Annotated in this window: 23 protein-coding genes and 1 pseudogene; 15 read left to right on the top strand and 9 right to left on the bottom strand. The window is 68.2% G+C overall.

The genetic code is table 11. From position 1 onward, the window contains the following. Positions 1–42: 42 nt before the first annotated feature. Positions 43–654 carry an aa3-type cytochrome oxidase subunit III gene (gene ctaE, locus EL337_RS17120; RefSeq protein WP_048631757.1) on the bottom strand — a complete coding sequence of 204 codons (612 nt, stop codon included), beginning with the start codon at positions 652–654 and terminating at the stop codon, positions 43–45. A gap of 69 nt (positions 655–723) precedes the next feature. Here ctaE and trpD point away from each other — a divergent pair, with 69 nt between their 5' ends. After that, a complete protein-coding gene (trpD, locus tag EL337_RS17115) occupies positions 724–1,818 on the top strand; it encodes an anthranilate phosphoribosyltransferase (RefSeq protein WP_232786763.1) in 1,095 nt (364 codons plus the stop codon). Here the strand turns inward: trpD and EL337_RS17110 are convergent. Continuing rightward, positions 1,756–3,558: pseudogene (locus EL337_RS17110) on the bottom strand (DEDD exonuclease domain-containing protein); the annotation flags it as partial. The gene trpD and the pseudogene EL337_RS17110 overlap by 63 nt on opposite strands. A 126-nt stretch (positions 3,559–3,684) precedes the next feature. Here EL337_RS17110 and EL337_RS17105 point away from each other — a divergent pair. From EL337_RS17105 to EL337_RS17090, 4 genes are all read left to right on the top strand, one after another. Next, positions 3,685–3,939, top strand: a complete 255-nt coding sequence (locus EL337_RS17105; RefSeq protein ID WP_048631755.1) for a hypothetical protein — start codon at positions 3,685–3,687, stop codon at positions 3,937–3,939. A gap of 151 nt (positions 3,940–4,090) precedes the next feature. Then, on the top strand, positions 4,091–5,257 hold the full coding sequence (ripC, locus tag EL337_RS17100; protein ID WP_048631754.1) for a peptidoglycan hydrolase RipC: 1,167 nt from the start codon (positions 4,091–4,093) through the stop codon (positions 5,255–5,257). Continuing rightward, positions 5,226–6,089 carry a peptidase gene (locus EL337_RS17095; protein WP_048631753.1) on the top strand — a complete coding sequence of 288 codons (864 nt, stop codon included), beginning with the start codon at positions 5,226–5,228 and terminating at the stop codon, positions 6,087–6,089. Before ripC ends, EL337_RS17095 begins: the two co-directional genes overlap by 32 nt. Beyond that, positions 6,086–7,222 (top strand): glycosyltransferase family 4 protein, encoded by a 1,137-nt coding sequence (locus EL337_RS17090; protein WP_048631752.1) that lies wholly within the window; start codon positions 6,086–6,088, stop codon positions 7,220–7,222. Before EL337_RS17095 ends, EL337_RS17090 begins: the two co-directional genes overlap by 4 nt. Here EL337_RS17090 and EL337_RS17085 read toward each other — a convergent pair whose 3' ends face one another. Further along, the gene (locus EL337_RS17085) at positions 7,223–9,037 is read right to left on the bottom strand and encodes an AMP-dependent synthetase/ligase (RefSeq protein WP_048631751.1); all 1,815 of its coding nucleotides are present in this window, start codon (positions 9,035–9,037) and stop codon (positions 7,223–7,225) included. Positions 9,038–9,147: 110 nt separating this feature from the next. Between EL337_RS17085 and EL337_RS17080 the strand changes: the two genes are divergently transcribed. The 5 genes from EL337_RS17080 to EL337_RS17060 all read left to right on the top strand — a co-directional run bounded on the left by EL337_RS17080 (position 9,148) and on the right by EL337_RS17060 (position 12,614). After that, the gene (locus EL337_RS17080) at positions 9,148–9,546 is read left to right on the top strand and encodes an SRPBCC family protein (RefSeq protein WP_048631750.1); all 399 of its coding nucleotides are present in this window, start codon (positions 9,148–9,150) and stop codon (positions 9,544–9,546) included. A 91-nt stretch (positions 9,547–9,637) separates the two neighbouring features. After that, positions 9,638–10,075, top strand: a complete 438-nt coding sequence (locus tag EL337_RS17075; protein ID WP_048631749.1) for an SRPBCC family protein — start codon at positions 9,638–9,640, stop codon at positions 10,073–10,075. A 4-nt stretch (positions 10,076–10,079) separates the two neighbouring features. Further along, positions 10,080–11,354, top strand: a complete 1,275-nt coding sequence (locus EL337_RS17070) for an ArsA family ATPase (protein ID WP_048631748.1) — start codon at positions 10,080–10,082, stop codon at positions 11,352–11,354. Next, positions 11,351–11,791: a hypothetical protein gene (locus EL337_RS17065; protein ID WP_048631874.1), complete on the top strand. Its 441-nt coding sequence runs from the start codon at positions 11,351–11,353 to the stop codon at positions 11,789–11,791. The genes EL337_RS17070 and EL337_RS17065 overlap by 4 nt, the downstream gene beginning before the upstream one ends. A gap of 97 nt (positions 11,792–11,888) precedes the next feature. Further along, positions 11,889–12,614, top strand: a complete 726-nt coding sequence (locus tag EL337_RS17060) for a lysophospholipid acyltransferase family protein (RefSeq protein WP_048631747.1) — start codon at positions 11,889–11,891, stop codon at positions 12,612–12,614. A gap of 1 nt (position 12,615) precedes the next feature. On the opposite strand, the gene EL337_RS17055 is transcribed toward EL337_RS17060, so the two are convergent. Further along, a complete protein-coding gene (locus EL337_RS17055; RefSeq protein ID WP_048631746.1) occupies positions 12,616–13,902 on the bottom strand; it encodes a glycosyltransferase family 87 protein in 1,287 nt (428 codons plus the stop codon). Positions 13,903–13,986: 84 nt separating this feature from the next. Between EL337_RS17055 and EL337_RS17050 the strand changes: the two genes are divergently transcribed. From EL337_RS17050 to EL337_RS17040, 3 genes are read left to right on the top strand one after another with little or no spacing between them, the layout of a single operon-like run. Further along, a complete protein-coding gene (locus EL337_RS17050) occupies positions 13,987–14,877 on the top strand; it encodes a hypothetical protein (protein WP_048631745.1) in 891 nt (296 codons plus the stop codon). A 1-nt stretch (position 14,878) separates the two neighbouring features. After that, entirely contained in the window at positions 14,879–15,376 is a 498-nt protein-coding gene (locus tag EL337_RS17045; RefSeq protein ID WP_048631744.1) for a polyadenylate-specific 3'-exoribonuclease AS, read from the top strand. Between the two features lie 32 nt (positions 15,377–15,408). Next, positions 15,409–16,809 carry a class II 3-deoxy-7-phosphoheptulonate synthase gene (locus EL337_RS17040; RefSeq protein WP_048631743.1) on the top strand — a complete coding sequence of 467 codons (1,401 nt, stop codon included), beginning with the start codon at positions 15,409–15,411 and terminating at the stop codon, positions 16,807–16,809. On the opposite strand, the gene EL337_RS17035 is transcribed toward EL337_RS17040, so the two are convergent. After that, the gene (locus EL337_RS17035; RefSeq protein ID WP_048631742.1) at positions 16,806–18,053 is read right to left on the bottom strand and encodes a protein kinase domain-containing protein; all 1,248 of its coding nucleotides are present in this window, start codon (positions 18,051–18,053) and stop codon (positions 16,806–16,808) included. The genes EL337_RS17040 and EL337_RS17035 overlap by 4 nt on opposite strands. A gap of 83 nt (positions 18,054–18,136) precedes the next feature. Here EL337_RS17035 and EL337_RS17030 point away from each other — a divergent pair, with 83 nt between their 5' ends. Continuing rightward, positions 18,137–18,541, top strand: a complete 405-nt coding sequence (locus EL337_RS17030) for an Rv2175c family DNA-binding protein (RefSeq protein WP_048631741.1) — start codon at positions 18,137–18,139, stop codon at positions 18,539–18,541. Here the strand turns inward: EL337_RS17030 and EL337_RS17025 are convergent. The 4 genes from EL337_RS17025 to EL337_RS17010 all read right to left on the bottom strand — a co-directional run bounded on the left by EL337_RS17025 (position 18,462) and on the right by EL337_RS17010 (position 22,472). Beyond that, a complete protein-coding gene (locus tag EL337_RS17025; protein ID WP_048631740.1) occupies positions 18,462–20,012 on the bottom strand; it encodes an alpha-(1->6)-mannopyranosyltransferase A in 1,551 nt (516 codons plus the stop codon). The two genes, EL337_RS17030 and EL337_RS17025, sit on opposite strands and share 80 nt — an antisense overlap. A gap of 5 nt (positions 20,013–20,017) precedes the next feature. After that, positions 20,018–21,103 carry a bifunctional (2E,6E)-farnesyl/geranyl diphosphate synthase gene (gene idsA2 / locus EL337_RS17020; protein ID WP_048631873.1) on the bottom strand — a complete coding sequence of 362 codons (1,086 nt, stop codon included), beginning with the start codon at positions 21,101–21,103 and terminating at the stop codon, positions 20,018–20,020. Positions 21,104–21,183: 80 nt separating this feature from the next. Further along, on the bottom strand, positions 21,184–21,855 hold the full coding sequence (locus EL337_RS17015; protein ID WP_048631872.1) for an LppM family (lipo)protein: 672 nt from the start codon (positions 21,853–21,855) through the stop codon (positions 21,184–21,186). Between the two features lie 35 nt (positions 21,856–21,890). After that, positions 21,891–22,472 (bottom strand): GNAT family N-acetyltransferase, encoded by a 582-nt coding sequence (locus EL337_RS17010; RefSeq protein WP_048631739.1) that lies wholly within the window; start codon positions 22,470–22,472, stop codon positions 21,891–21,893. Between the two features lie 228 nt (positions 22,473–22,700). Between EL337_RS17010 and EL337_RS17005 the strand changes: the two genes are divergently transcribed. Beyond that, the gene (locus EL337_RS17005) at positions 22,701–23,102 is read left to right on the top strand and encodes an SCO2097 family morphological protein (protein ID WP_048631738.1); all 402 of its coding nucleotides are present in this window, start codon (positions 22,701–22,703) and stop codon (positions 23,100–23,102) included. Positions 23,103–23,248: the final 146 nt, after the last annotated feature.

Here is a 23,248-nt window from a genome sequence, read left to right as displayed (position 1 = left end):
GCTTGTTTCCCGTGGCTCCCATGCCATTCCGTACCGATCGAGTCATCGCACGAAATAGATGACGGCGAACAGGGCGATCCACACGATGTCGACGAAGTGCCAGTAGTACGACACGACGATGGCTGCGGTGGCCTGAGCTGGTGTGAACTTACTCATCCGGGTGCGGATCAACAGCAGAATGAAGGCGATCAGCCCGCCGATGACGTGCAGTCCGTGGAACCCGGTGGCCAGGTAGAAGACGGTGCCGTAGGCGCTGCCGGGAATCGTGGTGCCGGTGTGCACCAGGTGGTAGTACTCGTAGGCCTGGCCGAGGACGAAGAACGTTCCCATGGCGAGGGTGATGGCGTACCAGCGGCGCAGCCCGAAGACGTCGCCGCGCTCGGCCGCGAACACCCCCATCTGGCACGTGAACGACGATGCGATCAGCACCAGCGTCACCGGTACGGCCAGTGCCAGGTTCAACTCGGTCGGTTCGGGTGGCCAATCGCCCTGGGCTTGCGCGCGCGCGGTGAAATACATCGCAAACAGTCCAGCAAAGAACATCAATTCACTGGAAAGCCAGACGATGGTGCCGACACTGACCATGTTCGGTCGGTTCAGCGAATGTACACGCGACGTGATGGCGGTTCCCGAGGTCCCTACAGCGCTCGTCACAGGAGCAAGTATGACGCTTTGTAGTTGTTGAACTCCACCCGGGTGGAGCAATTCGTCATAATCGCGTTCGTGACTAACCCTGCGCCCACGCCCGCTTCGCCTCCGCACGACTCCGGGAACAGCCCCACCTGGGCGATGATTCTGGGCCGTCTGACCGTCGGGCAGAGTCTTCTGCCAGGTCAGACGGCATGGGCGATGGATCAGATCATGACGGGCACCGCCACCCCGGCGCAGATCGCGGCGTTCGGCGTGTCGATGAAGATGAAGCGGCCGACATCGGCTGAAGTCACCGAACTCTCCGACATCATGCTCAAGCACGCGCGCCGGGTGCCCACGGACGTCATCGGCACCGCCACCGTGGACATCGTCGGCACCGGCGGAGACGGCGCCAACACGGTGAACCTCTCCACGATGGCCGCGATCGTGGTGGCCGCTGCCGGCGTGCCCGTGGTCAAGCACGGCAACCGTGCGGCGTCCTCGCTGTCGGGCGGCGCCGACACCCTGGAAGCGCTGGGCGTGCGGATCGATCTGGGCCCCGAACAGGTGGCTCGCTGTGTGGCCGAGGTCGGTATCGGCTTCGCCTTCGCCCCGCAGTTTCATCCCTCGTACCGGCACGCGGGGGTGGTGCGGCGCGAGATCGGGGTGCCGACGGTGTTCAACCTGCTCGGCCCGTTGACCAATCCGGCCACGCCGCGGGCCGGACTGATCGGGTGCGCGTGGGGCGATCTCGCCGAGGTGATGGCCGGCGTGTTCGCCACGCGGGGCTCCAGCGTTCTGGTGGTCCACGGTGACGACGGGCTCGACGAGCTGACGACCACGACCACGAGCACGATCTGGCGGGTGCAGGCGGGCACCGTGGAGCGGCTGACCTTCGATCCCGCGGCGTTCGGGTTCCCGAGGGCCGACATCGCGGAGTTGGTCGGGGGCGACGCCGAGTCGAACGCGGCGTCGGCCAGGGCGGTGCTGGGCGGGGCCACGGGTCCGGTCCGGGATGCGGTGGTGCTCAACGCCGCCGGTGCGCTGGTGTCGCATGCAGGGCTATCCAGCGACGCCCAGTGGGTCCCGGCCTGGGAGTCCGGGCTCGCGCGGGCGAAGGAGGCGATCGACTCCGGGGCGGCCGAAAAGCTCCTCGCGCGTTGGGCGGGGTTCACCCAGGATCTCTGAACGGCGAAGTTCTGAGCCGAACTGTTCGGTGAGCTGCTCGGCGGCCACTCGCGCGGAGCGGGCTTGCCCGGCCCATTCCGCCAAGCGCCCGGCGGCGCCGACGGGCGAGCAGTACCCGCTGCCCGTGCGCACGATCCGCACGCCCGGCTGCGCCAGCCAGCGGGCGATCAGCGCCGTCTCCTCCACCAGCGCGCCACCCAGTGGACCCGGTTCGGGAAGGACCGCCTGTGCCGCCGCGGTCAGCGCGTCCACCACGGGCATCGGCGGCACCCCGCGGGGCGCGCAACCCCCGGCCGCGAGCTGGCCGTGACGGATCACCGCGAGGTGCCAGCCACGGTGCCCGTCGGGCTTTGCCGCCACCAACTCGTCGATCTCTGCCAACGCGCGGAGTCGCTGACCGCGCCACAACACCTCGATCGAGGCGGCGGTGTGGTCGCGCAGCCGCGCGGCCGTCTCGTAGCGGTGACGCTCGGCCAGGTCGGCGATGTCGGTCAGCGCGGCGTCGAGAGGGCGGCTACACCGGCCGTCGATGAGCGCGAGCGCGCGTGCGGCCGTGGCGGCGTACTCGGCGGCGTCCGCGCCGCGCCGGGCGGGGCACGGCGACACCTCCCGCTCCGGGCAGGCCGGACCGTGCACCGCCGAGCGGCCCAGCCGGGAGGTGCAGGTGCGCACTCCGGTGAACCGCGCCATCAGCGCGGCAGCGTCGAACGCGTCGGCCCGCGCACGGAACGGCCCGACGGCGCTTCCCGTCCGAGGAGTACGCACCGTGGAGAACCGCGGAAAGGCTTCGTCGGTCAGGGTGACCCACCACCAGCGGTGCGGGAATTTGGACCGGCGGTTGTACGGCGGCGCATGGGCGGCCAGCAGTCGGAGCTCCCGCACGCCCGCCTCCAGATCGTGGGCGCACTCGACATGGTCCACGGCGGTGGCCAGCGCCACCATTTCCTTCATCCGGGTGCGGGGGTCGGCGCCGTTGAAGTACTGCGAGACCCGGCGCCGCAGATCGACAGCGGTGCCCACGTACAGCACCTCCGCGGACGGCCCACGGAACAGATACACGCCGGGACTGCGGGGCACCGTGCGTGCGAGGTGGCGCTTGCTGCGTTGCGCCGGTGTCACATCCGGGAGGTAGGAACGCAGCTCGGCGTAGGTGTGCACGCCCTGGTTCCCGACGCGCTCGATCAGCCCGTGCAGCACATCGACGGTGGCCCTGGCGTCGTCGAGGGCCCGGTGCGTCGGGGTGGTGGAGGCTGTGAACAGCTGAGCCAGCGCGGACAACTTGACGCTGGGGGCTTCGTCACGGGTGAGTACCCGACGCGCGAGCGTGACGGTGCACAGCACGGGCGGCTTCGGCCAGGGCAGCTGGTGGCGCTCGGCGGCGGCCCGGAGGAATCCGATGTCGAAGCCGGCGTTGTGGGCGACGAGCACGGCGCCGCGGCAGAACTCGAGGAACGACGGCAGGACGCTGTCGATCTTCGGCGCGTCGTAGACCATGGCCGACGTGATGCCGGTCAGCGCCACGATCTGTGGCGGGATCGCACGTCCCGGATCCACCAAGGTGGCGAACTCGCCGAGCACCTCACCGCCGCGCACCTTGACCGCGCCGATCTCGGTGATCTCATCGTGCTTGTCGCCGCTGGCCCGGCCGCCGGTGGTCTCCAGATCCACGACGACGAACGTGGTTTCGCGCAATGTCGGGTCCGCCTCCGGGTCGACGTCGGCGAAGCTCAGCTGAGCCATGCGCTGACGGTAAGCGCCCGGGCTGACATCTCCGGGGAAGCAGCGCCGGGAGTTCGGTGACGCGGCCGGGACTTGTCGGTATGCGCCGATACGGTGCGGACGACTGCGATCGAGAGGACAGGTGCGATGCCACTGAATCAGAGGCCGGATCAGGGGCCGCCGGGCGAGGCGCCCGATGTCGGGTCCGTGAAGATCGACTGCGACGACTGCGCGGTGCGCGGGCCGGGGTGTCAGGACTGCGTTGTCAGCGTGCTGCTCGGTATCCCGGAGACATTGCATGTCGACGAGCGCCGCGCGCTGGAGGTGCTGGCCGATGTGGGTCTCGCACCGAGGTTGCGCCTCGTACCGATCCACCGGCAGAGTGATACCGGAGTCGCCTGACGACACGCAGCCCGCCGTCGAAGGGCGATCCTGCGGGTCGGCTGTTAAATTTGCGTCTTCTGTTGGACAAGGCCGATGCCGTTTCGTAACCTATCTGAGACCTAAGAGAGTTCGAAGCGGCTTGTTACGGCAGTTGAAGGACGCATAAATCTTGAGGCTCGACCGCGCGCACAGGACCACACGCCGTACTCGGCAACCCCTGATCATTTTGATGGCCGGTCTGGCTGTCCTCGGCGCGATGCTGACCGGACAGGCGTACGCGGACCCGGCCCAGGATGCGCTGGCGAAGTTGAACGACCTGTCTCGACAGGCCGAGCAGACCACTGAGGCCATGCACTCGGCGCAGCTGGACCTGGACAACAAGCTGGCGATTCAGACGGCCGCCGAGACCAAGCACACCAGCGATGTGGCCGCCATGGAGTCGGCGAAGGCCCAGCTTTCCGCGTTCCAGGGCAACGTCGACAAACTGGCCGCAGCGCAGTACATGGGTGGCCGCACGTCCGGCTTCGACGCGATCCTGACCGCTTCCTCGCCGCAGGGACTGATCGACCAGCTATCGGTGCAGCGGGTGATGGCCAGCGAGATGCAGGCGCAGATGGCGAGTTTCCGCGAGGCCGGTGCGCGGGCACAGGCCGCCGAACAGGCGTCGGCTGCGTCCGCTGTGGAAGCCAAGACCGCCGCTGAACAGGCCGCCGCGGTGCGTGCCGAACTGCAGTCGAAGCAGAGTCAGCTGCAGGTGCAGATCGCGATCGTCAAGGCTCAGTACGAAGCGCTGACCCCGGTTCAGCGGGAGGCGCTCGCCGCCGCACCGCCACCGCCGCCCGCGGCCGCACCCCTTGCGCCGCCTCCAGGCCAGGACCCGGCCATCCTCGCTGCGCCGCCGGCGCCGCTCCTTCCGGAGGCGCCGCCTGCACCCGGCCTGCCCGGGCTGCCCGGTGCGATCCCCCCGGGCGACATCGCCCCGCCTGGTTCTCCTGCGTCCACCACGGTCATCCAGGCTGCGCTGAGCCGGATCGGCTCGCCCTACTCGTGGGGCGGGTCGGGTCCCAGCGCCTTCGACTGCTCCGGCCTGGTGATGTGGTCGTTCCAGCAGGCCGGTATCTCGCTTCCGCACTCCAGCCAGGCGCTGGCGCAGGGGGGACAGCCGGTGTCGACGGACCAGATGCAACCCGGTGATCTGGTGACCTACTACTCCGACGCCTCCCACGTCGGCATCTACATCGGCGACGGAATGATGGTGCACGCCTCCACCTACGGCACGCCGGTGCGCGTCGCCCCGGTGAACAATGCGCCGATCCACAACGTCCGTCGTTACTGAGGCGCCCGTCGCCAGCGAGGCGTCCGACGCCACCGCGCGCTCACGCGCCGCCGATCGGCGCCGCCTCGGCGCCGTTCTGGGCGCCGAACTGATCTGCGCCATCTTTGTGCTGGGCGGGCCGCTGGCGGCCCCGTCCGGTCCCGCGATCGCCGCGCCGGTGACCGTGACCCAACCCGAGGCGCCTGCGCGAACCGTGGCCCTTGCCGACGGTCGGACGGCGCAGATGGTCGATCTGAGCGCGGGCGCCGGCAGCGCGCTGCTCGACCGCGTCGCCGCCGAACTGCCCGGCGCCGTTGACGCGGTGACCGACTTCTGGGGACCCCGATGGCGACCCGACATCTCGATCGTCGCCGCCGGCTCGCCGGAGCAGTTCGCGACGCTGGCCGGTGGGGGACCCGACGTCGCGGCGACGACCACCGCCGAGCGCATCATGTTCTCCCCGCGTGCGGGCGAGATGAATGACGCCGATCTGCGAACAGTGTTGCGCCATGAGCTGTTTCACTACGCAGCCAGGGCGGATACCGCCGCCGATGCGCCGGTGTGGCTCACCGAGGGGGTCGCCGACTTCGTCGGCAGGCCGGCCGACGGAACCGTTCCCCCGTCGCCGACGTCGCTGCCGACCGACGCCGAGCTGGCCACCCCGGGCCCCGATCGCTCCGCCGCCTACGACCGGGCTTGGGAGTTCGCCTCCCACATCGCAGGCACCTACGGTGCCGATTCGTTGCGCGCGCTGTACCTCGCCGCGTGCGGGCATGGCCACACCGATGTCGCCACCGCGATCCGCACCGTGCTGGGCACCGAGCCGGCCGAGGTCCTGGCCGGGTACCGGTGAAGCGGGTTCTGCTCGTCACCAACGACTTTCCACCGCGACGCGGTGGCATCCAGTCCTATCTGGAGGCGCTCGTCGGTCAGCTGGTCCCCGTCGACGACTACGCGTTCACCGTGTACGCACCCACGTGGAAGGGCGCCGAGGACTACGACAACGTGGCGGCCGCCGGCGGATACGACGTGGTCCGGCACCCGGGGACCCTCATGGTTCCCGAGCCGACGGTGGCGTTGCGGATGCGACGGCTGATCGGGGAGCGGGACATCGACACCGTGTGGTTCGGCGCCGCCGCCCCGCTGGCGTTGCTGGCGCCCCTGGCGCGTACCGCGGGCGCCCAGCGCGTGATCGCCAGCACGCACGGCCATGAGGTGGGCTGGTCGATGCTGCCGCTGGCACGTACCGCCCTGCGCCGCATCGGCAATGACACCGACGTCGTCACCTACATCAGCGCCTACACCCGCCGCCGGTTCGCGTCGGCATTCGGCCCCGGCGCGGCGCTGGAGCACGTGCCCCCGGGCGTGGACACCGACCGTTTCGTGCCCGACGAGGTCGCCCGCGCGGAGCTGCGTGCCCGCTACCGGCTGGGGAGTCGGCCGGTCGTGGTGTGTGTGTCGCGCCTGGTACCGCGCAAGGGGCAGGACATGCTGATCCGGGCGCTGCCCGCGATCCGGCAACGGGTGCCGGGTGCCGCGCTGGTCATCGTCGGCGGGGGACCGTACCTGACGTCGCTGCGCCGTCTTGCACACGAGTTCGGGGTCGCCGAGCACGTGGTGTTCACCGAGGGCGTCCCCGGTGACGAGTTACCCGCCCACCACGCGATGGCCGACGTGTTCGCGATGCCATGTCGCACCCGAGGGTCCGGGCTCGACGTCGAGGGGTTGGGCATCGTCTATCTGGAAGCGTCCTCGACCGGCGTGCCCGTCGTGGCGGGCCGGTCCGGAGGAGCGCCGGAGACCGTCGTCGACGGTGAGACCGGGCTGGTTGTCGACGGGTCCGACGTCGCCGCGATCGCCACCTCCGTGGGCGAACTGTTGGCCGACCCGTCGCGCGCGGCGGCGATGGGCGCGGCGGGACGGCGCTGGGTCGTGGACAACTGGCGCTGGAGCCTGCAGGCCGAGCGCCTGCGCCGGCTGTTGTAGCTAGTTCGCCGTCTTGCTGTACAGCGCGTCGATGTCCGCGGCGAACTTCTCCGCGACGACCTTGCGCTTGACCTTCAGCGTCGGGGTCAGTTCACCGGTGGCCTCGGTGAAATCGACCGGAAGAATCCGGAACTTACGAATCTGCTCGGCCTTCGACACCGCCTGGTTGGCCTCTTTGACCGCCAGTTCCACCTCGGCCTGCAGGTCGGGGTCATCGATCAGGTCCGCGACCGACGCGCCCGCATCCTTGCCGTGACGTTCCTTCCAGCCGGGGAACGCCTCGGGGTCGATGGTGATCAGCGACGCGATGAAGGGTTGCTGATCACCCACCGCCATCGCCTGGCTGATCAACGGATGAGCCCGCAGACGGTCCTCGAGCAGCGCGGGGGCGACGTTCTTGCCGCCCGCGGTCACGATGATCTCCTTCTTGCGGCCGATGATCGTCAGGAATCCGTCGCTGTCGATGGCACCCAGATCGCCGGTGTGGAACCACTCGCCGCTGAACACCGCGTCGGTCTCGGACTGGTTGCCCCAGTAGCCGTTGAACACCACGCCGCCCTTGACCAGCAGCTCGCCGTCGTCACCGAGCCGCATGCTGTTGCCGGGCAGCAGTTTGCCGACCGAGCCGACGCGAAGGTCGCCCACCCGGTTCACGGTGATGGCCGCGCTGGTCTCGGTGAGGCCGTAACCCTCGTAGATCGACAGCCCGACACCGCGGTAGAAGTGGCCCAGCCGCGCGCCCAGTGGCGCGCCGCCGGAGATGGCGGCGCGGCATCGACCGCCGAGCGCCGCGCGAAGCTTGCCGTAGACGAGCCGGTCGAACAGGGCGTGCTTGAGCGTGAGCAGTAATCCGGGTCCGCCGGTGTCCTGGGCCTTGCTCCATTCGATCGCGGTTTCCGCGGCGGCGGCGAAGATCTTGCCCTTGCCGCCGCTCTCGGCGTTCAGCTCGGCGGTGTTGTAGACCTTCTCGAACACCCGGGGGACCGACACCACCAGGGTCGGCCGGAACACCGCCAGCATGGGCACCAGGTTCTTGATGTCGCTGGTGAAGCCCAGCGTCACCCCGTTGGTGAACGCGCTGATGGTCAGTGCGCGGGCCAGCACGTGCGCCAGCGGCAGGAACACCAGCAGCTTCTCGCCCTTGGCCAGATGGTCGGGGAAGCACGACTTGGCGCCGCGGATCTCGTAGAGCAGGTTGGAGTGCGTCAGCTGGCACCCCTTCGGCCGCCCGGTGGTACCCGAGGTATAGATCAACGTCGCAGCATCGGAGGACTTGATGCCGGCCACCCGGGCGTCCACCGCGGCGGCCTCGACGTCGCGGCCGGCGGCGGCCAGCTCGTCGAGGGCGGGGGTGCCGGAGCCGTCGATGCGGTACACCTTGCGCAGCTGGGGAAGTGTGTCCCGGAGCGCCTCGATGTGTCCGGCGTGCGCGTCGGTCTCGGCGATCGCCACCACCGCGCCGGAGTCGTTCAGCACGAACTGCACCTGCTCGGCCGCGCTGGTCTCGTAGATGGGAACCGTCACCGCGCCTACCGACAGGATCGCGAAGTCCAGGATCGGCCATTCGTAGCGCGTCGCCGACAGCAGCGCCACGCGATCGCCGGGCTGCACCCCTTCGGCGATCAAACCCTTTGCCGCCGAACGGATCTGCTCGGCGACCTGTCGGCTGGTGACGTCCACCCAGCTGCCGTCGATGAGCCGCTGCATGATCACGTGATCGGGATCGTCACGCTCGTGGGAGTAGACGGCGGCGACGACGTTGTCGTGCTCGTCGACGGTGAACGGTGCCGGAACGCTGAATTCACGCGCAGTCATCGCAGTATGAAGCCCTCTCAACTTCAAGGTGCTCGACAAATGGACGAGCCATGTACAGCGTAGTCGTCCGGGTGGGACCGACGGTTCGGTGTGTGTGAAGCTTGTCGGTCATGTACAGCATCCAGATCGCCGACGAGACCTTCGTCGCCGCGGATCCGGTCGACGTCGGCCGGGCCGTGGCCGACCCTGCGAGCTGGTCACGATGGTGGCCCGACCTGCGACTCAAGGTCGTCGAGGACCGCGGCGAGGCAGGTCAGCGGTGGACCGTCACCGGGGCATTGACCGGGACCATGGAGGTCTGGCTGGAGAAGGTGGGCAACGGTCCGGAGGGAGTGATCCTGCACTACTTCCTGCACGCCGAGCCGGCCGGTGCGGCGGCGCACCAACTGGCCAAGATGAACCTCCCGAGCATGAACCATCGGCGCCGGGTCGCGGGCAAGGAGATGGCGTTCGAGGTCAAGCGCACCCTGGAAGCCGGCCGCCCGGTCGGGGTGTCACGGCTGGCCTGAAGTATTGCGGCCATACCTGGGTGGGAAGAGTAGATTTCTGGCAGCGATCAGACCATAGCCGGATCAGCGGGGAAGGCCGGGAGAAGTTCCAGTGGCAGACAAGACGGCACAGACCATTTACATCGACGCCGATCCTTCGACGGTGATGGACGTCATCGCCGATATCGGCTCCTACCCCGACTGGGTCGCCGAGTACAAGGAGACCGAGGTTCTCGAAGCGGACGACGACGGCTACCCGAAGGTGGCGCGACTGCTTCTGGACGCGGCGGTGCTCAAGGACCACATGGTGCTCGCCTACGAGTGGCCTGCGGACCGGAACTCGGTGACGTGGTCGCTGGTCTCGAGCAACCTGCTGAAGTCTCTCGACGGCGCATATCGACTGGCGCCGAAGGGATCTGGCACCGATGTCACCTACGAGCTGTCCGTCGACCTGGTCATCCCGATGATCGGTCTGCTCAAGCGCAAGGCCGAGCGCAGGTTGACCGACACCGCCTTGAAGGACCTGAAGAAACGAGTCGAGGCTGATTGAGGGCATGAGCGACGCCGGCGCGGCGCACGCCACCGGCCACGCCCGGATCGGCCTGTTCGTCGGCAAGGGCGGCGTGGGGAAGTCGACGCTGGCTACCGCCACTGCGGTGCGGGCGGCGCAGTCCGGCATGCGGGTACTGCTGGTGTCCACCGACCAGGCGCATTCCATCGGTGATGTGCTGGGCGTGGGCCTGACCCCGACGGGTCGTCGCGACCCCACCCGTGTGCTCGCCGACCTCGACACCGCCGGGATCGGCGGCGGAACCCTCGATGCGCTCGCGCTCGACACCCTGGCCCTGCTGGCGCAACGGTGGCGCGAGACCGCCGGTCCCCTGGCCGGGCGGTTTCCCGACTCGGACATCGGAGATATTGCGCCGGAAGAGCTTTCGGCGCTCCCCGGCGTGCAGGAGGTATTGGGCCTGCACGAGGTCGGTGAACTCGCCGACAGCGGCCGGTGGGACCTGGTGATCGTCGACTGCGCGTCCACCGCCGACGCGATGCGGATGCTCACGCTGCCGGCGACGTTTGCCCTTTACCTGGAACGCGCATGGCCGCGGCACCGCAGGTTGTCCAGCGCCGACGACCCCCGGACGGCGGTGCTCGTCGACCTCTTCGAACGGATCGGCGCAGGCACCGATCAGCTGGGCACCCTGCTCACCGACGGTGCGCGAGTCGCCGCGCACCTGGTCATGACGGCCGAGCGGGTGGTCGCCGCCGAGGCTGTCCGCACGCTGGGGTCGTTGTCCCTGATGGGAGTGCAGGTCGCCGAACTCATCGTGAACCAGATTCTGGTGCAAGATGATTCGTTCGAGTATCGCAACCTGCCCGCTCACCCCGCGTTCGACTGGTATTCGGAACGGATCTCCGAGCAGCAGACGGTCCTCGCCGACCTGGACCGGGTCATCGGAGACGTCCAACTGGTCCTGGTACCGCACCTGGCCGGCGAACCGATCGGACCCAAGGCCCTGGGCGAACTGCTGGAGAGTGCGCGCCGACGAGACGGGGAAGCGCCGCCCGGACCACTGCGGCCGATCGTGGACCGGGAGTCCGGTAGCGGACTGGACGCGGTGTACCGACTGCGGTTGGAGCTCCCGCAGGTCGACTCGTCGGCGCTGTCGTTGGGTAGGGTCGGTGACGACTTGATCGTCGGCGTCGGCGGAATGCGGCGCCGGGTTCGCCTCGCGTCGGTGTTGCGCCGGTGCATCGTCATCGGTGCACATTTGCGCGGCAGCGAGCTGACGGTGCGATTTCGACCGAATCCGGAGGTGTGGCCGGCGTGAGTGAGTTCCACTCCGAGTCCGGAGCCGCGGGTCGGCGACATTCCGACATAGGACCCGAACTGAAGCAGTTGGCCCAGGCGATTCTGGACCGCCTCGACCCTGCGGTGCGGATGGCTGCTGCGCGCGCGCAGGCGGGCAGCAACAACCCGGGCCGGTGTCAGCAGGTGTGGTGTCCCGTATGCGCGCTGGCTGCGCTGATCTCCGGGGAGCAGCACCCGCTGCTCGACGTGCTGGCCGAGCACAGCGTCGCACTGCTCACCCTGGTCAAGGCGATGGTCGACAACATCGACGACGTCGATATCAGCCCGGCCGCCGGCTCCTCGACCGCCTCCGGCGAACCTCCGCCGGACGATCCGGCGCCTCCTGAGCCCGACGGACCGCCTCCGCCGGGGCGTTATCAACACATCCCGGTGAGCGTCGAGGGAACAGACGAGTAGAAGTACCTGGGCGCAGGTGTGGTCGCGCGCACAGGCCGTGGGTAAAGTTGTCGCAGAGCCTGTTGACCGCGCCGCGGTCGGGCGATCCGGAGGTTCCATGTGGTACTGGCTGTTCAAGTTCGTGTTCATGGGACCATTGCTGACCCTGCTGGGGCGCCCGAAAGTCGAAGGGCTGGAGCATGTTCCGCAGTCCGGCGCGGTGATCCTGGCCAGTAACCACCTCGCGGTGGCCGACAGCTTCTACAAGTGCCTGGTGGTCAACCGTCGAATCACCTACCTGGCCAAGGCCGAGTACTTCACCGGCACCGGCATCAAGGGCTGGTTCACCCGCTGGTTCTACACCGCCGCCGGCCAGGTGCCCATCGACCGCACCGACGCCGATGCCGCCCAGGATGCCCTGATCACCGCGGAGCGCATCCTCGGCCAGGGCAAGGTTCTGGGGATGTACCCCGAGGGCACTCGCTCTCCCGACGGACGGCTCTACAAGGGCAAGACCGGACTCGCGCGCCTTGCCCTGGAGTCGCAGGTACCGGTGATACCGGTCGCGATGATCGGCACCGACGTCGTGAACCCGCCCGGCAGCAAGATGTGGAAGTTCGGCCGCGTCCAGGTCAAGTTCGGCAAGCCGATGGACTTCAGCCGTTTCGAGGGCCTCGCCGGCAACCGGTTCATCGAGCGCGCAGTGATCGACGAGGTCATGTACGAGCTGATGCGCATGTCGGGTCAGGAGTACGTGGACCTCTACGCGGCCGACGTCAAAGTGGGAAAAGATGACGCGGCCGTGAAGCCGCCCACCCGACTCCCCGACTCCGCGGCCGGTTGAATCAGGCCTTGAGCGCGTTCGCGGCGGGCACCGCGGGATCGGTGTCCGCGGCGCCCTGAGTACGTCTGCCCGCGGTGACCGTGCCGGCGACGACGATCGTCGCAAGGGCCCACCACATGTAGGACCCACCGGCGAGCTGGCGCCACAGCGGCGCCGTGGTCTCGCGGTGTTCGGGCATCAAGGTGATGGGTGTCCACACCATCAGCGCCAGCCCGACCGTCGCGACCACGCCGAGAGCGACGTGCCGCAGACGCACGGCCAGCACGGCTGTGACGAGGACGGTGGGAAGCGCCCACACCCAGTGATGCGACCACGACACCGGTGAGACCACCAGACCGAACATCGCGACGCTGATCAGGGCCAGCACGGGCTGCCCGGCCCGCAGCGCCCGCCGCGCGGCCCATACCGCGACACCCAGCACCGCGAAGCACAGCGCCGTCCACAGCGCGAAGCGCTCGCCTTCGGCCATGCCCAGTCGGGCCAGCACACCGGCGATGTTCTGGTTGGTGTTCAGCGTTGCCGAGCCGATGCGATCGGTGTTGCGCACCGTCTCCGTCCAGTACTCCCAGGAATCCCGCCAGGCGAACGCGAAGCCGACCAACGTGGCGACGGCCACCGAGGCCGCGGTCACCAGCAGCGCGCGCGTGTCGCGGCGCAGCAGGAAGTACAGCAGGAACACCGCCGGCGTCAGCTTCAGCGCGATCGCGACACCCAGCAGCACGCCGCGAGGCCAGGGAGTGCGGCGCGGGACGCAGTCGGCGATCACCAGCGTCATCAGCACCACGTTGATCTGACCGAAGTCGAAATTCGAGCGCAACGGTTCCAGGTAGATCACGGCCGGGGCCACGATCGCCGCCGCCAGCCAGGAACGCCGAACCCACGCCGGTTCCCCGGTCACGCTCGCGGTGGACCACACGTCGAGGCGAGTCAGCACGATCACCGTGGACACCACGAGCAGGATCAGCGTGGTCACCGTGATGGCGACACTGGCCGCTTCGAGGGACAGCAGCGCGAACGGCGCGAATGCCACGGCTGCCAGGGGTGGATAGGTGAAGGGCAGCTCCAGCCCGCCCCGGGTCTGGAACATCACGCCGTCGGCGTAGAGCGACTGATTGTCCAGCCAGGCCCGCCCGCCCATCCGGTAGACGTCGATGTCGATGCGGTACGGGACGTGCCCGAGCAGTCGCCACCCCGCCGTGACGAGCGCCGCGAGCGTGGCCACCTGGAACAGCCGCCACGCCAGCGTCGGGCCCCAACCAGCCCCGTCGGGCGACCGCCAGATCCTCATGTCGGGGAACAGACTATCGGTGCCGATCGGCGCGTCGACGGGTATCCCGGGCTCGACACACGCAGGTCGGCGTAAGTTTTCTGCGTGCCCCCGGACCTCGACCTGCACTGGGACCTCTCGCTGCACGTCCCGCCAAGCCGGCAACCGCTGATGTGGTGTCTGATCGCGTTCATCCTGACGTTCTTCGTGACCCGCACAATCGTGCGGTACATCCGCAGCCACGCAGACAGCGACGCGCCGCGCAAGTGGTGGCAGCCGCGCAACATCTCGGGCGGCAGCGGGCTGCACATCCACCACGTGGTGATCGGCGTGGTCCTGGTCATGGTCTCCGGGGTGTCGATGGTGACGCTGGCTGTCGACGGCGGTGTACCCGAGTTCACCGCCGCATCAATCCTTTTCGGGATCGGCGCGGCGCTGGTGCTCGACGAGTTCGCACTAATCCTGCATCTGGAGGACGTGTACTGGGCCGAGGACGGCCGCACATCGGTGGACGCGGTGTTCGTCGCGGTGGCGGTTGCGGGCCTGCTCATCATGGGTTTCAATCCGCTGTCCTTCTTCGACGTCGGGACCTGGGAGAGTGATCCGTCCGTGACGATGCGCGCCGTCGTCGTCGTCGCAGCGCTGCTGAACCTGGCGTTGGCGGTGGTCGTGCTGCTCAAAGGCAAGGTGTGGACCGGGCTGGTCGGCATGTTCATCACACCGCTGCTGGTCGTGGGGGCAATCCGGCTGTCGCGACCGCACGCGCCGTGGGCGCGCTGGCGCTACACCAAGCGCCCCCGCAAGATGCATCGGGCCCTGGAGCGGGAGCGTTGGCTGCGCCGTCCGGTGGTTCAGGCCAAGCTGTGGCTGCAGGATGCCATTTCGGGAATGCCGAAGTTCCCCGACGACGCCGAGGTCGACCAACAGCTCGATCGCGAGATCCACGCCGCCCCCGCGCCGGGTTCCACCGCGCCCGCCCAGCAGAAAGTCTCATGACGTGCGGTACTTCTATGACACGGAGTTCATCGACAACGGCCGCACCATCGAGCTGATCTCCATCGGCGTCGCAGCGGAAGACGGCCGTGAGTACTACGCCATATCAACCGAATTCGATCCCGAGCGGGCCGGCCAGTGGGTGCGCAAACACGTGCTGCCGAAGTTGCCGTCACCGGCGTCACCGTTGTGGCGCTCGCGGCGGCAGATCCGCACCGAGCTGGAGGATTTCTTCGGTATCGACGGCGACGAGGAGATCGAGTTGTGGGCGTGGGTCGGCGCCTACGACCACGTGGTGCTGTGCCAGCTCTGGGGGCCCATGACGGACCTGCCGCCCGCGATCCCGCGCTTCACCCGCGAGTTGCGCCAGTTCTGGGAGGAACGTGGCAGCCCTCGTATGCCACCCCGGCCCCGCGACGCGCACGACGCGCTGGTCGACGCGAAGCACAACCTGCACCGATTTCGGCTGATGACCACCGGGGAAATGCCCGCACGCTGGTAAAACCACATTCGCCCGCCCGTTACCATGGACGGGTGAATTGGACCGTCGACGTACCCATCGACCAGCTGCCGGACCTGCCGCCGCTGCCCGAGGACCTGCGGCAACGGCTCGACGCGGCGCTGGCCAAGCCGGCCGTTCAGCAGCCCAGCTGGCCCGCCGATCAGGCCAAGGCGATGCGGACGGTTCTGGAGAGCGTCCCGCCGGTGACCGTGCCGTCCGAGATCGAGCGGCTCAAGTCCCATCTCGCCGACGTCGCGCGCGGTGAGGCGTTCCTGCTGCAGGGCGGGGACTGCGCCGAGACATTCGTCGACAACACCGAACCTCACATCCGCGCGAACATCCGCACGCTGCTGCAGATGGCGGTCGTGCTCACCTATGGGGCGAGCATGCCGGTGGTCAAGGTGGCCCGCATCGCCGGGCAGTACGCGAAACCGCGGTCGTCCGACATCGACGCGCTGGGGCTGCGGTCCTACCGCGGCGACATGATCAACGGCTTCGCCCCCGACGCCGCCGTGCGCGAGCACGACGCGTCGCGCCTGGTTCGGGCCTACGCCAACGCCAGCGCCGCGATGAACCTGGTACGTGCGCTGACATCGTCAGGGATGGCGTCGCTGCAGAAGGTGCACGACTGGAATCGGGAGTTCGTGCGCACCTCGCCTGCGGGGGCCAGGTATGAGGCACTGGCCGGTGAGATCGACCGTGGGCTGCGCTTCATGAGTGCCTGCGGCGTCGACGACCGCAACCTGCAGACCGCCGAGATCTACGCCAGCCATGAGGCTTTGGTGCTGGACTACGAGCGGGCCATGCTGCGCATGGATTACGACGGGGCCGACATCGAGGGCTCCAGCCCGAAACTGTATGACCTCTCGGCACATTACGTCTGGATCGGGGAGCGGACCCGTCAACTCGACGGTGCGCACGTCGCGTTCGCCGAGGTGATCGCCAACCCGATCGGAGTGAAGATCGGGCCGACGACCTCGCCCGAGTTGGCGGTCGAGTACGTCGAGCGGCTCGATCCGCGCAACGAGGCGGGCCGTCTGACGCTGGTCAGCCGGATGGGCAATCACAAGGTGCGCGACGTGCTGCCGCCCATCATCGAGAAGGTTCAGGCTTCGGGACATCAGGTCATCTGGCAGTGCGACCCGATGCACGGCAATACCCATGAGTCGTCGACCGGCTACAAGACACGGCATTTCGATCGCATCGTCGACGAGGTGCAGGGGTTCTTCGAGGTGCACCATGCACTGGGCACCCATCCCGGCGGCATTCACGTCGAGATCACGGGCGAGAATGTCACCGAATGCCTCGGTGGCGCGCAAGACATTTCGGACACCGACCTGGCCGGCCGCTACGAGACCGCCTGCGACCCGCGACTGAACACGCAGCAGTCGCTCGAGCTGGCGTTCCTGGTTGCCGAGATGCTGCGCGACTAGATCAGGTTGGGGAGGTTGGTGCCCAGGGTCCAGGCCCCGGCGGCAGCCAGTCCTGCCACGGTGATCACCGCGACCACCCAGAAGAACAACACCCGGCGGGCACGCTGGCGCGCCAAGTAGAACTCGGTCAGCTCGATTCCGGCGAAAAGACCGGTGCCCGAATGATGGTCGTCCTCGTCGAAGTCGTCGCTGTCGTCGTCGGTGACGCTGGGCAGCTCGTCGCGAGCGAATGCCTTGGTGTGCGGGCTCACCGGTGCGGCCGACGCGTCCCTGCCGAGGTGGGCGGTGGTGTCGTGGCTGTTGTGCGCCGCTGTCGACGCGGCCACCGAGTTGTGGAGTGCCGAGTTGCGAGGAGCGGGCACCCGGAAGTGTGGAAGATCGAGTTCCCGCACAACGGTGACCAGCTGGTCGGCCATCTCGGCGGCGTCGGCGAACCGCTGTTGGGGATCACGTGCGGTGGCGCACAGCACGAACTCGTCGAATTGCCTTGGTACGCCCTCGATCACAGTGCTGGGCGGCGCGACGTCGCGGTCCATCCGCTGGTAGGCGACCGCCAGCGCGGTGTCGCCGACGAACGGCGTTCGGCCGGTGAGCAGTTCGTACACCAGGATCCCGACGGAGTAGACATCGCCGCGCGAGTCGGTCTCGCCGGTGGCGACCTGTTCGGGGGACAGGTATGCGGCGGTTCCGAGGATGACGCTCGTCGAGGTGACCTTGGCCTCGGCGACGGCACGGACCAGTCCGAAGTCGGCGATCTTGACCTCGCCGTCGTCGCTGATCAGGATGTTCTCGGGCTTGATGTCTCGGTGGACCAGGCCGGCCCGGTGCGCGGCAGCCAACCCGCCGAGCACCGGTTCCAGGACTGCCGCCACCGCATGTGGAGGCATCGGACCACGTTCGCGGAGCAGTTCTCGCAGCGTCCCGCCCTCGACGAGCTCCATCACGAGAAAGGGAGGTTGCCCGCCCGGGGTTCCTGCACCCTGGTCGTACACGGCGACCAGTCCGGGATCCTTCAGCCGCGCCACGGCGCGGGCCTCCCGCTGGAACCGCATCATGAAGTGCTCGTCACCGGCGTATCGGGAGTCCATCACCTTCAATGCCACCGGCCGGTCGAGCCGCAGATCGAGACCTCGGTACACCGCGGACATGCCGCCTGTCGCGATCAGCGTGTCCACCCGGTAGCGCCCATCCAGCACGGCCCCGGTGAGCGGGCTGGACTGCTGGTAGGTCTCCATCGGATTCATGGTACGAGCCGAGCCGCCGCCTGCCGTCCCGCAACCCGCACGCCGCCGTCGCGGGCGTGGCCACTGGTCCTAGACTCTGTGCGATGAGCAGCATCCCGTCTGCCGACGATGTTCTGGATCCCGGCGAAGCCGTGCTCGACCTACCCGCCGTTGCGGAGCTGATGGGCATACCTGTGACGAAGGTCCATCAGCAGCTGCGCGAACGCCGTCTGATCGCGGTGCGGCGGGGCGGCTCGGTGGTGGTGCCGCAGGTGTTTTTCGACGACACCGGGCATGTGGCCAAGGCTCTGCCCGGCTTGCTGGTCGTGATGCACGACGGGGGATACACCGACACCGAGATCGTGGGGTGGCTCTTCACGCCCGATCCGTCGCTGACGATCCGTCGCGACGGATCGACCGACGAGAAACCTAACGCCCGCCCGGTTGACGCGCTGCACTCTCATCAGGCTCGTGAGGTGGTTCGTCGCGCTCAGGCGATGGGTTACTGACGGACAGCCAGTACCAGGCGCCGGCTGCGCAGGCGAGCGACAGCAGGACGTGGGCCCATGAGTACATGCCGTGCGCGCCGTCGGGCCGCCAGATCACGGTGATCCACGTCGAGAAGCCGGCGATCAGCGCGATCGCCTGCCGTGACTGCGCGAGTGCTGCCATCACCGCCAGTGGCCAGGTGTAGTACCAGGGCAGGGCAGCGGGGACGAACAGCACCACGACAACCATCACGAGGGCGATGCCCATCAGCGCGTCCCGGTCGGTGCGGCGATAACGCCACCACAGCACCACCGACGAGACGGCGATGATCGCGATCCCGATGATCCGGGTGATCTCCAGGACCGCGTAGAAGTTCACCGGGACCACCAGGCCCACAAGCACATTGGTCAGGTTCGCCACCGCGGTCGGTACGGTGAGCCAGTTGATGATCTTCACCGACCCCGCCAGCGCGGTCAGCCAGCCCAACCCCACTCCTGCCGCCAGTGACAAGACGGCGAAGACCGCCACGAAGACGAGTACCGACGCGGCGGCGGCCGCGGCGAAGGCCTTCACCGGGGGATAGTCGTGGCGGTCGCGCATGCGGCGTGCCCACACCCACACCATGAACGGCAACGCCAGCCCTCCGGTGGCTTTCACCGCGGTGGCCACCGCGATCAGCGCGACGCCGGAGACGTTGCGTCCGCCGAAGCACAACGCGATGCCTGCCATCATCAGGCCGACCATCAGCATCTCGTTGTGCACGCCACCCATCAGGTGAATGATCACCAGAGGGTTCAGCACACAGATCCACAGTGCGGCCGCGCCGTTGGCCCCGACGTGGCGGGCCACCCGCGGCGCGGCCCAGATCAGCAGCGCCAGGCCAGGAAGCATGCAGAGCCGAAGCAGCATCGTTCCCGCGACGACGTCCTCGCCCACGAGCATCGTGACGAACCTCGCCACCAGGATGAAAGCCGGACCGTAGGGGGCGGTGGTGGTGGTCCAGATGGGGCTGACGTCGTCCAACAGGGGGTTCGGGTTGTCGACGGGGCCGACGACGTACGGGTCGAAGCCGTCGCGCAACAGTGCGCCCTGCGCGAGATAGGAATAGGTGTCGCGGCTGAACACCGGAACGCTGAGCAACAGCGGAGTCAGCCAGAACCCGGTGGTGGCGACCATCATGTATTGGGTGGCGGTGCCCTCGATCACCCTGCGCCCCAGCCACAACCAGGCCAGCAGCATCAGCACCACGCCGCCCCAGAGCAGCAGCGACGACACCACCAACCCGTGGCCGAATCTCAACCAGGACAGATGCATCGACTCCAGCACCGGGTCGTGCAAGCGGGTGCTGCCCGCGCCCAGCCCGCCCGCGGTGATCAGCAGCGCTCCGAGCGCACCGACGAGCGCGGGACGCGCCTGCGGGGACGTCGTGAAATCCTTCAGGCGCTGAAGATGGCCTTGCGGTGCGACGGGCTCGATCATGCTCGGGGACATGCGTGTCAGGCGGACCGGTTCGCGGCCAATCTGGCGAGCTCGGCCAGCCCGGCCTTGGCCTGGGTGTCGATCGGCGCGGCGCCGAGGATCTCCAGGGCCTGCCGGGTGAGGATGCCGATCCGTTCCTCGACCGCGGCCAGCGCGCCGACCGACTCGATCACCAGGCAGACCTCTTTGACCTGGATGTCCGTCAGATCGGAGCCGATGGAGCTGCGCAGCAGTTTCGCGCCGGCCGGGTCGTGCTTCTCGGCCAGCTGGATGGCCTCGGCAAGCAGTACCGTGCGCTTGCCCGAGCGAAGGTCGTCGCCGGAGGGCTTGCCGGTGACCGCCGGGTCGCCGAACACCCCGAGCACGTCGTCGCGAAGCTGGAACGCCACACCGAGGCTGGTCCCCACCTCGTGGAACGCCGACAGGATCTCCGGGCAGTCGGCGGCGGCCGCGGCGCCGAGCTGTAGCGGACGCGAAATGGTGTACGACGCGGTCTTGTAGATGTTCACCGTCATCGCCGACGACACGGTCTCCGCGCCGCTGGCTTCGGCGAAGATGTCCAGATACTGCCCGCCGAGAACTTCCGTGCGGATCGCCGACCACACCCGTTGCACGCGCCGGTGCGCGTCGACCCCGATGTCCGCGGTCGCGACGATGTCGTCGGCCCAGACCAGCGACAGGTCGCCGAGCAGGATCGCCGCGGACAGCCCGAATTGCTCGGCCGAGCCGCTCCACGCGTTGTCGCGGTGCCGCTCGGCGAAGATGCGGTGCACGGTGGGCAGTCCGCGCCGGGTGGCGGAGGCATCAATGACATCGTCGTGGACGAGTGCGCAGGCGTGCAGGAGTTCGAGGGCCGCGAACAACCGCAACACCTCGGGTTGGGGCTCGGTGCCCGCGACGGCGCGCCAGCCCCAGTAGGCGAACGCGGGGCGCAGGCGCTTGCCGCCGCGCAGCACGAACTCTTCGAGGGCTTCGGTCAACACGGCGTAGTCGGCACCGATGTAGGCGGCATCCCGACGGCGCTCGCGCAGATAGTCGCGTAGCTCTTCGGTGACGGCCGCAGCCAGCTCAACTGCTGACGGTGCCGCTGAATCTACGTTCAGCGGACGCCCCTTTCTTCTCGTCGCGTTCGTCCCCGAGTGCACAGAGTAGAGCCTGCGGCCCCGTGGGGAGCAAGTAAGTGCTACCGGGCCTGGTCCTGTGGCTCGCCCGGACGAGGTGATCGATCGCGGCTGGTGTACGCCAGCCAGCCGACGATGCCCGCGACCACCATCGAGGCCACGCCGAGCCAGATCGCTGCGCCGGTGAACGACCGCGCGCTGGGGTCGGTGTAGCGGGCTTGGGCGTTCATGGTGCTGACCACGCCGGGGCGGACCTTCCATTCGACCACCGTGGACGAAATCTGGTCGCCGTTGGTCGAGGTCACCTCACCGGGGAAGGCGACGGAGAGCGAGACGTCGGCTTCGGAGTCGCTGAGTGAGGTGAGGTCGGCCCGACCCTCCAGGATCACCAGGTCACCGGCGCGCCGTAGCGAGATGTCCACGCCTGCCGCGTCCCGGTTCATGCTCGCCAGCTGAGGCAGTTCGGCGAAAGTGAGGTCGGAGAACACCGCCTGCGATCCCACATAGTCGTCGCGGCTGTACTCGGACACCGCGACCTTCTGCGCGAACGGGAGGTTGTTGAGTAGCTGGGGGCCTTTGTCGCTGTCGTCGCGCGGGATGGCCGCCGCAACGATCTGGCCGGACACCCGGTCGTCGGGGGACACCGTGATCGAGGCCCTGATGCGGACGCAGCCGATCAGCGAAGGAGCCACGACCAACAGCAACAGCACTGATGCCAGGAGACGCTTGCGCATGCGGCGACGGGTCTGCACCTGGTCATCGTGCCAGATCACAACGGCAATGAGCGCCCGAGGATGGCAAACGCGCGGGGGTCTCCCGCAAAGTGGTAGCCGCGGATCACGTCGGTGAATCCGAGCCGGCGGTAGAGCCGCCACGCCCGGTTCGCCTCGCCGTTGATCTCCGGGGTGGACAGCAGGACCTGCTGCTCGGAACGGTCGTCGAGCAGCCGCCGGATCAGGGCCTCGCCGAGTCCGCGACCCTGCGCCCGCGGGTGGATGTGCAGCTCGGTGAGCTCGAAATAGCTGCTCATGAGGTCGGAGATGCGCGCTCCGTCGGCTCCGCTGCGCCGCAAACCCGCTACCACCTGCTGCTGCCACCACTGGTCGGGGGCGCCGCAGTAGCCGTAAGCGATGCCGAGCATCGGCGCGTCGGCCTGCGGCGTTGCCGGGTCGGTCACCTCGATTGCGGCGACGGCCTTCCAGCCGCGCCTGCGGATGTGTTCGAGCCACATCGACGCGCGCTGCTCCTCGGTTCCTCGCGGGTAGTGCATGGCGTCGACGTACACCGCGAGCGCATCACGGAGACGTTGCTGCATATCGCTGGGCGACAGATCGATCAGACGCGTCGCCAAGTGTCTGCCCCTCCCGAAATGTGGATCACGCGGTCGACACCATTATCCGGCCGGTCTCTGCATTGGCGAGGTGCCGGCTGCCGTTAGCGGCCCACGTCATAGAATCGTGCGACGAACAAGGTGGTACGGCTCAGATTCAGCTCGTATCATTACTGTTAAGTGCCCGTACACGCGGGCACACCTGATTTTGAACGACTGCGACGCCCCCACGGCAAGAGGGAGGGACGAATGCCACTCTCCGATCATGAGCAGCGCATGCTCGACCAGATCGAGAGCGCGCTCTATGCCGAGGACCCCAAGTTCGCGTCAAGCGTCCGTGGTGGAACCTTGCGCGCACCCTCGACGCGGCGTCGCCTGCAGGGCGTGGCGCTCTTCGTCCTCGGGCTGGCGATGCTGGTGTCCGGTGTCGCCTTCAAGGCGACCATGATCGGAAGCTTCCCGATCCTGTCGGTGATCGGCTTCATCGTGATGTTCGGCGGCGTCGTCTTCGCGATCACGGGCCCGCGCGTGGCCAAAGGTGAGCGTGCGCAGAACGACATCGCAGCTCAGCGGCAGAAGAAGGCCAAGGGGTCCGGTGGCTCTTTCACCAGCCGGATGGAGGATCGCTTCCGCCGTCGCTTCGACGAGTAGCGGACACCCGCGACACCAAGGGGCAGCCCATCGGGCTGCCCCTCTTTTTTTTGCCCCACCACGCCCCACCTCGCCCCCGAAGGGCATCGGCGTGCCGTGAGCTGGCCTTTTCGATGCCGCCACGCCCTTGCGCCTACCAGGAACGC

The organism is Mycolicibacterium aurum, assembly GCF_900637195.1.
GTDB classification, from domain to species: Bacteria; Actinomycetota; Actinomycetes; order Mycobacteriales; family Mycobacteriaceae; genus Mycobacterium; species Mycobacterium aurum.
Note: the sequence above shows the minus strand (reverse complement) of the source record. Positions and strands in the feature narration are given on the sequence as shown.